This is a genomic window from Legionella sp. W10-070, from assembly GCF_900640175.1.
Classification (GTDB): domain Bacteria; phylum Pseudomonadota; class Gammaproteobacteria; order Legionellales; family Legionellaceae; genus Tatlockia.
The window spans coordinates 1-8547 of the sequence record NZ_CAAAJC010000043.1 but is presented as its reverse complement, the minus strand read 5'-3'; the positions used below and the strand labels follow the sequence as shown (position 1 = coordinate 8547).

The window sequence follows — 8547 nt, the reverse complement described above, 5'->3', positions numbered from 1 at the left end:
AATTTATTAACTATGGCACTCATAATCTTTCATCCTTTAACTATTTTTGCTCACCAAGAAATGATTGTTTCGCCTTTGCTCTTCTTCGGTTACTTTCGCGTATTGCTTCGCGTCCTTTCTCCGTTCGTGCGCCAGTAGACTTACCACCGTGTAGCTTACAACGCCCATTTCTTGCTACATCGTTTTCCTTATCCCAGACTGGAGGTGCTTGGCATTTCGTTCCCCTTCGTGTCTTTGCGTCACATGTTCCTCTTCTTTTTCGAGGTGTTTTGGGATCATTGGCAAGTAATGAGATACAAACTTCACCGTCACTTCTTATATAAACTGCTGCCATACATAACTCCTTTTTTTAAATGAAAATCCATACCCTATAACGTGCGCGTGTTTAGGTGTAACCTTTCAACTTTTCTTTATTGACCAGAATCCAAACCCCATAATGAGCGCGTGTGTGGGTGTAAAGCATCAGTATTATTATCATCACCATACCCCATGATGCGCCTGTGTTATTGATACATTGTTTATCATCCTTAATTGTTTTTTTATAACCAATTACAAGAAATAAAGCCATACCCCTAGATGCGCGCGTGTAGTAGTCAGGAAGAGTAATGCCATACTCCATGACGCACACGCGCCTGATCGCGCGTACTGGTGTAAAAACCTTATTTCATAAGGGCAAAAGCATTAAATTCCAATTCAATAATACAAAAAAGCACATGATACAGGTCATATACGCTAAAAATCATTGCGACATTATGAACTCATTATTTTGCTTACCAAAAGAAGAGTTTTTAATTCTTGAGTAAATGTATAAATTACAATAATGGGTACATTCCGCACCCCTGTTTATTGCGCCCAACTTTGTTCTATTAATAATCTAAATGTATCATTCTTGTTGGGGTGCGTTTTGTACCCACTATGGATATTTATATATATAATAATTGCCGATAGTGGGTACATTCCGCACCCCTATGTTTCCAGCAATCTTCTTGCTTGGAACTTATCTTTTAATCCAAGTTCTTTTGCTATACGGCCATAACCAAGTCCTTCATTTTTTAATTTGTGCGCTTTTTCTTTTAAGATTTCTTTATCTGTTTTAGCGTCGATACTTAATCGACTAACCATTGGATAAGGTATTTCTATTTCAAGTTGATACTCGCGGTCATTTTTCCTAGAACGCTTGTTATTGACTTTAAACCCGATGAACTTAAGGAATTCAGAAATAAATGCTATTGGTCGTTCGGTAGGTATTTTTGACTCTTTACTGTATCGCTCACGAAGAAGGCCAAGGCCAACCAATTCAGCGCATTGACTGGCTATGCTGTTTCTTAGTTCTTTTATCGCTTCTTGAGTTAATCGTTGTTTCTTAAACAGGGTTAACGAGATTCCAGCCTTTGAGAGTATTTCATTTTGCTTTTGAACATGGTTAATAGACGAATCAAGCCTAAGTATTTTTATTACTCTCTCTTGTCGTTGTGAGGCCTCTAAAGCTAACGGGTTACACCATATTTCCGCTTCTTCCTCGGTTACTTCTTTGCATTTAAAATAATCTCTGCAAATAGAGGACTCAGAAGTGTATCGTTCATCATGGGTTTTATACCCCCTTTTTCTGGCAAGCAATGCTTTTTCTATTGGTAACGGTGTTGCGTTAATTAGCTTTTGCTTTTCTTCTTCTCTTACTTCCTCTGTTGTTATCATTCCTTTGATGACATCATCTGAGGCGAGTTGACCAATAATTTTGAAGCCGTACTCATCACGCAATAGCCTAGTAAGGGCGTGTATAAATAGCGATTTGTTTCTTTCTTTATTCAGCCTTATTTCGCTTTCTATATTACTAGTTTCTATACCGAGCTTTTCTAGGGCTTTCGCACCAAGATCATTGTAAAAGCTCGTCATCATCATGCTTTCTGGTCTGCACAATAACCCTATTTCCCATTCGGTTATGTCTCTGAATCTGCGCATCATCTGTAAGCATTCTGTTGCGCTGAGTACGTTTCCAGAGAACAACCCATACCCTTTTGTAAAACGTTTATCTTTATGCTGTACGCTAACCCCTGTACCTATAATGCTTGTGTGAATCAAAAGTTCTATAGCAGATGATTTTTCGGTTATGTTTTCTATGAATGGGCTTAATTCATCATCAGGTGTTTTTGATGTTATTAGGGCTATATTTTTTAAAGGGAAGCGTTCTTGAAAGAACTTCACGATGCTTTTCCCTTGAGCCTCCGATTCAACAGCAAGAACACATGGTTTGTTACTTTGAAGGTCTGCCTCGATGGATTTTATAACCTTAGTTCTGTAATGCCTTGGTGCTGATGAACATGATATTTCGACTGTGTAGTCTCGCTCTGGTTTTTCTGCTGTAACAACCAAAACGTCTTTGTCGCTTATGTCGAATATTTGCTGGTAGTGTTTTATGTCTTGTGTCGTTAAGTCAGCGTCAGTCAAATAAATACACTGTGCTGTTTTAGATGATTCGGTAAAATTATCTAATACAGAGTTATGAATATTTTTATCTGTATAAAATGTTTTAAGAACTTGGCTGGCTTCATCAATGAATATTGAATTGGCTTCTTTTAAGTATGATAAAAAATGTTCGTGCTTAAAAGAGTGTAGGCAAACGGCCATGCCTTGAAGAACAGATAAGCTTACTCCTGAAAAATAACGCTTAGAGTAATCTTCATAATTAAAGCAGTTAAGTTCCTTAGAAATTTGAGCAATTAGTTTTCTTCGATGAGCGACGATGATGCCCCCATCTGTTGTGTTTGCGTGTTCAAGCATGGTTTTAATAAAGCTTTGAGTCTTGCCTTGACCATGCTGGGCTTTGATTGCTACAAGCTTATATTTGTTGCTTTTTGCTTTTTCAACAACAGGATTCCAGTCTAGTTTTAAAGAGCCGTCATCTTGCCTTTCTTGTTTTAACTTTATGTGCTTACTAACCTCACTAGGCTCTAGTTCAATTAGACTTTTAGCTTGATTAACTCTAGCTTCCTGTAGGCATTGGACTAGGTTTAGTATTTCATCAGAAGCTTGAAGCCCTGTTTTTTTATAAAGAAACTCATTAAACAGATCATAGTTAGGAAGGTCTGCTCCTATTCGGTGAGAGGTTAAATTGATAAAAGCATATAAGTGTTTTTGAGTGCCGTTAATAGCAACCCATTTAAACCGACCTTTTGATGACTTAATCTCTTTGCATTCATTAACAATGTTTTGGTCGTATAGGTTCGCCAGTACAGGAATGATTTGTTTTCTTAGCTCAAATGAATAAATAGAACCAGCGTTGATAATGGCTTTACCGCCTGAAATAGGGCAAATGCAGTATGTAGAAGGATAGTTTATTAACGCATCATCAAAAGACACGCATTTATTTTTACTTACCAAGGATATAGAGCTTGCTATACTAAGCCCTATTATTTTATCGTTTATGTCTATGCTTTTTCCGTACTCGGAAAACTGCCTATTAATCTCCTTTCTAGTTGGTTCAATGCCATTTTTTTGTCTATAGTCATCCCAATCATTTCCAGATAAAACAGGAATTACAGCTATACCATTGGTGTTTTTCGCTGCGGTATGAGCTGCCTTATTACCCGTGTAGTCTTTATGGCTGTCATTATCTCCAAAAAACACTAATTGCTTGCCAAGAAAAGAGGCTTTTAACCCCTCTGCTTTTCCCTCCATTCCGTTGGCATCGAAAGCCACAATAACGGTCGCGCCTGTTGTCATGTGGATGCTTAAGCCTGTTGCATAGCCTTCTACAACGCCAACATAAGATAAGTTCTGGTCGCCTTCTATTACGTTAATTCCATCAGCTATAGTCGTTCCTGATATATAAAATCTCTGGCCATCAGGATTAATAAATTGAGCGCCTATAAGTATTTCTTGGTTGTTGATGTCGTAAATAGGAAGTATTAATGCACCCGCGTAAACGGTTTGAGTGTCGCTTACTTTGTAGTTTTTAGTGTTTACAAGAACTGGCTTATCAATGCCTTTATTTTGCAAATAAGGATGAGGCTTGATAACGCAGTTGGATATTATGTTGCTTGCATGATCGCCACCCCTTTTTTTGGAAAGCTTCTTTTCTTCTGATTTTCTTTTTTCTTCTTCTAGCTGTCTTTTTCTATACTCTTCGGTTTTTCTTCTTAATTCATCTTCGCTGTTTCTGTTTTGTGATGTGTTTCCACTTAGACCTAGATACTGAGCAACACGCTTAAATGCTTCTGTGTTATTTCCGTTGTGATCCCTTCTTGCGATGAGGTTAAAACCATCTTCAAAACGTCCATTAGTACATGTCGCACAAACCCAGTCACCTTTCCCATTGTCATTTTTGAAAAGGAATCCATCTTTACCACCATGTATTGGGCAAGGAGAGTGCTTTCCAGAAAGAACGTCTTTATCGAATCCAAAATTTGAAAGTATCTCAGACCATCTGTTATGCGCATGGGCTACCACTAAAGCGGAACTTGCTTTATAATTGTATTGTTCTTTGTTGCCGCTTGCGGGATGCCCGTCCCGCTCTGTGGTTTCCATTATTCCTGTTTAATGGGTCTTAACACCCACAACCACTGTTTCTTTTTCGGAACTCTTTCTGTGTGAATTTCAAGCTCGTATTTCGCCAATAGTTCGCGAACAGAAAACTTTATTGTGTCGGATTTGTTTGATACGCCTGTTCTATGGGATAGATGGCGAGAGAGCATGCCCTCTGGTTTTTTCGCGAGAGCTTCGATGATTAGCTTTTGATTGTAGGAGAGCTTTTTAAGTAAAGATTCTGGTAATTGTATTTCGTCCTGATTTTTATTCTTAACATCCATTCTGGTTTCACCTCAATTAATATCCAATATTAATCGAAGTGCGCTGTTATTATTCTTTTTGTTTTATATGTTAAATACTTTGTAACAAATAATTTGTTGTAGTAGTTTCAATAAATAAAAAACAATGTTTATAATAACGTGAAGGGAGCGTTGTTATTTCAGGTATGAAAAATCTTTTTTTAAGCTTTGGGTCTTACTAAGTCTTGATCAAAGATTTCTTTTCTCTAAAATACGCACCTTTACGCACTTCATGTACCAATCGAGGTCTCAATTACTTTTGCGGGTAGAGAGAGGCCTTGATTGGAAAGTCGTAATAGCGTCAAAACATCACTATTTACTTGCTTAATATCTTACTATTATCTGGCTTAAATCAAAAGAAAAAACCTAGAAAAACTCTATATAAATTAACCACAAACGAGCAATAATTAACCATCATGCGTAGCTAAGAAGCTTATATATACTTGGCCTAGATAATTCCATCTTTTCACTTATCTCAACCACGCTTAATCCATCGCTTTTTAGCCGCCTAGCTTTCTCGCTAAGGGCTTTATCAAGCTTTGGCCGACCAAGATGCTTACCTGCTTTTTTAGCGGCACTAATACCCTCTTTTTGCCTTGTTCGCGTAATTGTTCGTTCAAACTCAGCAAACGCTCCCATCATTTGCAAAGTAAAAGTTGCCATAGGACTGTCATCACCTGTAAAGGTAAGGTTTTCACTGTGAAATTTAACGCTAACATTCTTAACTACTAAGCCCTCGATGATCTCCTGTAAGTCGCGAAGATTTCGCGCAAGCCTATCAATGCTATGAACATGCAGCGTATCACCGGAACGAAGGTAGCTAAGGCATTCCTCAAGTTGTGGCCTGTTTCTTGCGCTACCTGTCATTTCGTCAACGAACTCTCTATCAAGATCAACTCCCTCAAGTTGCCTACTTGTATTTTGACCTTCTGATGATACGCGTATATAACCTATATTTTGCCCTGTCATGATTCACCTTGTTTTCATTGATTCTTGTTTTAAATGATTCACGTACATTATTCCTTTTATCTCGATTAGCAATATGATTATGCTGCCAAATCCAAAAGCCAGTAATATATTTAGTCCCTTGCCGCCATATAAAAGTCCAGCTATTCCAAGGCATATCATCCCTGCACCTATCAACTCATGTAAACGACGAATAAACCTCTCTAAATAACTCATTTCTTACTACCTCAAATAAAATAACCTGCCTTGAATAATTATCTCTCCATAGTGTAAATGGACTTTAACACCTTTATTTACAAATGTAAATATATTAATTTTTGACTTTTATTTACACTCTAAGTTATTGATTATTCACGTGAGGAGAGAGTCAACAAAGGTATACCTTTATTTATTTATAAGTTGATTAAAAGATGGGGTTTATTAACCGCTTACTCTGATCTCAAGTATAAATGATAATATTTGTTGTTAATGCTTTCTTGATGAAAAAATTATTTCTTCAAATTTATCCTGAATTGCTGAGAAAGCATCTAATACGACTGGATCAAATTTATAAAACAGCCCATTTGTTTTTTTACTAAAAATCATATTTACAACTTTTTTATGGCTAAAGCTATTATTACGATAAGGCCTAATCCCTCTTAGGGCTTCATAAACATCACATACACTACAAATTCTTGCCTCTATTGGTATCTGATCTGCCTTTAGATTATAAGGATAACCATTTCCATCATATGATTCATGGTGGTAAACACTAACATTAAAAAATATTTTTAATTTTGATGGAGGCAATTTAATTTTATTAATAATTTCACCGCCAATTACAGGATGCATTCTTATAACCCCTTTTTCAAAAAGGGTTAGCACACTTGCTTTTTCAAGAATATTTGATGGCAAACAAATTTTTCCTATATCATGAAGAGTTCCTGCCTGACGCAACTCATAACTATATTTTTCATCATAACCTAATGATTTTGCTAAATACTCCATCATTATCCCTACATTTTCTTCATGCATCACACTATAGGTGTCATGGTAATTTTCTATTAGGTGCAATACATTTCTGATTGATTCAATAATATCCATTGTAAAATCCTTCTTATATTTGCAACTAATAAAAATAGATTGGCTTTAGAATATCCCTAACAGGCGTTTTCTCTTCTTAGTAGAGCTATGCTCAAGTAGTTTTTGATTGCTGTTAAGGGTATCTAGCAGCATTGATTTTTCTGTTGTTGCCATTTCTAACTGTTTATGCAGGAATTCATTTTGTTTACTTTTCTCAGAAAGCATTTCTTTGAGATGCTGAACTTCTTTTTCAAGAACTATTCGCGCACTGTCATCGCCACTATTCGCATTTGATCGCTTGTTGTGCGCATCAGGAAAAACACGGTAAAACTCAGATTTTTCTATAAGGTAATTACCGCCGTCATCCCTTGTGGCAGAGAGCTTACCCTTCTTTATCATGCCTTGTATATGTCTCGCACTATAACCTGCAATTTCCGCAGCCTCTCGCGTACTGAGTAACGAATTCTTTTCGCCCATATTCGTATGCCTTCGTTTATTGTTCGTTATACAAAGTCAGCATGTTACCCAAATAAGTCAGAGTGACTGCCAGTCCTAATAAAGGTAATTGAGTCATCATGGATCAAATAAATTAAAAGCCAGTCTGGTTCTATGTGGCACTCCCTACAATCCACATAATTTCCTTTTAGCTGGTGATCACGATAACTTGGCTCTAACGGGATTTGATTGATCAGATTCCCCATGACATCTTTTATTTTTTGAGGAGATTTGCCACGCTTTATTACTCGCTTTAAATCCTTTTCAAATTGCTTTTTATAAAAAGGAGCAAGCATCATATCCCTAGTTTATTAAATAAATCATCAGCATTTTTGCAAGCAACAACACCTTTACCCTTTCTTGCTTCATCAATGGCTTTTGCTGTTTTCTTATTAGGCAAATTCAAATCAAGCGGTATTTCATGTTTTCTTGATACTTGTTTGTATAGCATCGTGATAACCTGAGAAGCAGTCATACCAAACTCACTAAATATAGCTTCGGCCTCTGTTTTTAACTCCGGTTCAATTCTTGCTCTAATATAAGCTGACTTACTCATGATATAACCCTCCAAGCATTATTATTAATTGTACCCCATTTGTGACACAATATCAAGGAGTGGTAAAATAGGACTTATTTCTGGTAAGCACTTAGAAATACATGCCCTAATATTTACGCGGCAATAGCTTAACTATTTTCCATTTAACGATGTCCGCTTTTAATCTCATTAAATCCACCGCACAGGGGTGTATTCTTGTATTACCCAGATCATCAACATAGGTAAAAGATGAAAGGCCATCAGTTAGCCTAAGCAGCTCATCCATTAAGAAATCAATTTGAATATCCTTAGCGATTACGTATCTCTTTTGAAAGTCTTTATTTTTGTTAAGCCAGTTAAAAATAGTTTTCTTACAAGGCCAGTTCTTATGTTCTTTACAAAGTCTTGCAATGCCCTTGTCGCTATTCAAAATAGCCACACATATTTCATCCATAAGCTCTACATAGTATTTTGATGGCCGTCCTCCTTTGTTTTTAGGTCGAGGAAAATTAATAACTCTAGCACTCGTTTTTTCAGCATTAAAATCCACTTCATTTTGTAATTTATTAACTATGGCACTCATAATCTTTCATCCTTTAACTATTTTTGCTCACCAAGAAATGATTGTTTCGCCTTTGCTCTTCTTCGGTTACTTTCGCGTATTGC

General features: G+C 36.7%; 11 protein-coding genes. All 11 read right to left on the bottom strand.

Annotation, left to right across the window (positions count from 1 at the left end):
- Positions 1 to 40 precede the first annotated feature (40 nt).
- The 11 genes from E1O65_RS12635 to E1O65_RS12100 all read right to left on the bottom strand — a co-directional run bounded on the left by E1O65_RS12635 (position 41) and on the right by E1O65_RS12100 (position 8464).
- Positions 41 to 334 carry an HGGxSTG domain-containing protein gene (locus tag E1O65_RS12635; RefSeq protein ID WP_207384252.1) on the bottom strand — a complete coding sequence of 98 codons (294 nt, stop codon included), beginning with the start codon at positions 332 to 334 and terminating at the stop codon, positions 41 to 43.
- Positions 335 to 385: 51 nt separating this feature from the next.
- Positions 386 to 619, bottom strand: a complete 234-nt coding sequence (locus tag E1O65_RS12145; protein WP_133133859.1) for a hypothetical protein — start codon at positions 617 to 619, stop codon at positions 386 to 388.
- Between the two features lie 347 nt (positions 620 to 966).
- Positions 967 to 4524, bottom strand: a complete 3558-nt coding sequence (locus tag E1O65_RS12140) for a toprim domain-containing protein (protein WP_133133858.1) — start codon at positions 4522 to 4524, stop codon at positions 967 to 969.
- Positions 4524 to 4805 carry a hypothetical protein gene (locus E1O65_RS12135; protein ID WP_133133857.1) on the bottom strand — a complete coding sequence of 94 codons (282 nt, stop codon included), beginning with the start codon at positions 4803 to 4805 and terminating at the stop codon, positions 4524 to 4526. The genes E1O65_RS12140 and E1O65_RS12135 overlap by 1 nt, the downstream gene beginning before the upstream one ends.
- 432 nt (positions 4806 to 5237) lie before the next feature.
- On the bottom strand, positions 5238 to 5792 hold the full coding sequence (locus E1O65_RS12130; protein ID WP_133133856.1) for a recombinase family protein: 555 nt from the start codon (positions 5790 to 5792) through the stop codon (positions 5238 to 5240).
- A 3-nt stretch (positions 5793 to 5795) separates the two neighbouring features.
- Positions 5796 to 6005 carry a hypothetical protein gene (locus tag E1O65_RS12125; RefSeq protein WP_133133855.1) on the bottom strand — a complete coding sequence of 70 codons (210 nt, stop codon included), beginning with the start codon at positions 6003 to 6005 and terminating at the stop codon, positions 5796 to 5798.
- Positions 6006 to 6254: 249 nt separating this feature from the next.
- Positions 6255 to 6872 carry an HD domain-containing phosphohydrolase gene (locus tag E1O65_RS12120; RefSeq protein ID WP_133133854.1) on the bottom strand — a complete coding sequence of 206 codons (618 nt, stop codon included), beginning with the start codon at positions 6870 to 6872 and terminating at the stop codon, positions 6255 to 6257.
- 45 nt (positions 6873 to 6917) lie between these two features.
- The gene (locus E1O65_RS12115; protein ID WP_133133853.1) at positions 6918 to 7328 is read right to left on the bottom strand and encodes a helix-turn-helix domain-containing protein; all 411 of its coding nucleotides are present in this window, start codon (positions 7326 to 7328) and stop codon (positions 6918 to 6920) included.
- 44 nt (positions 7329 to 7372) lie between these two features.
- The gene (locus E1O65_RS12110) at positions 7373 to 7642 is read right to left on the bottom strand and encodes a type II toxin-antitoxin system YafQ family toxin (RefSeq protein WP_133133860.1); all 270 of its coding nucleotides are present in this window, start codon (positions 7640 to 7642) and stop codon (positions 7373 to 7375) included.
- A complete protein-coding gene (locus E1O65_RS12105; RefSeq protein ID WP_165474970.1) occupies positions 7642 to 7902 on the bottom strand; it encodes a type II toxin-antitoxin system RelB/DinJ family antitoxin in 261 nt (86 codons plus the stop codon). Before E1O65_RS12105 ends, E1O65_RS12110 begins: the two co-directional genes overlap by 1 nt.
- Positions 7903 to 8008: 106 nt before the next feature.
- Entirely contained in the window at positions 8009 to 8464 is a 456-nt protein-coding gene (locus E1O65_RS12100) for a hypothetical protein (protein ID WP_133133851.1), read from the bottom strand.
- Between the last annotated feature and the right edge of the window lie 83 nt (positions 8465 to 8547).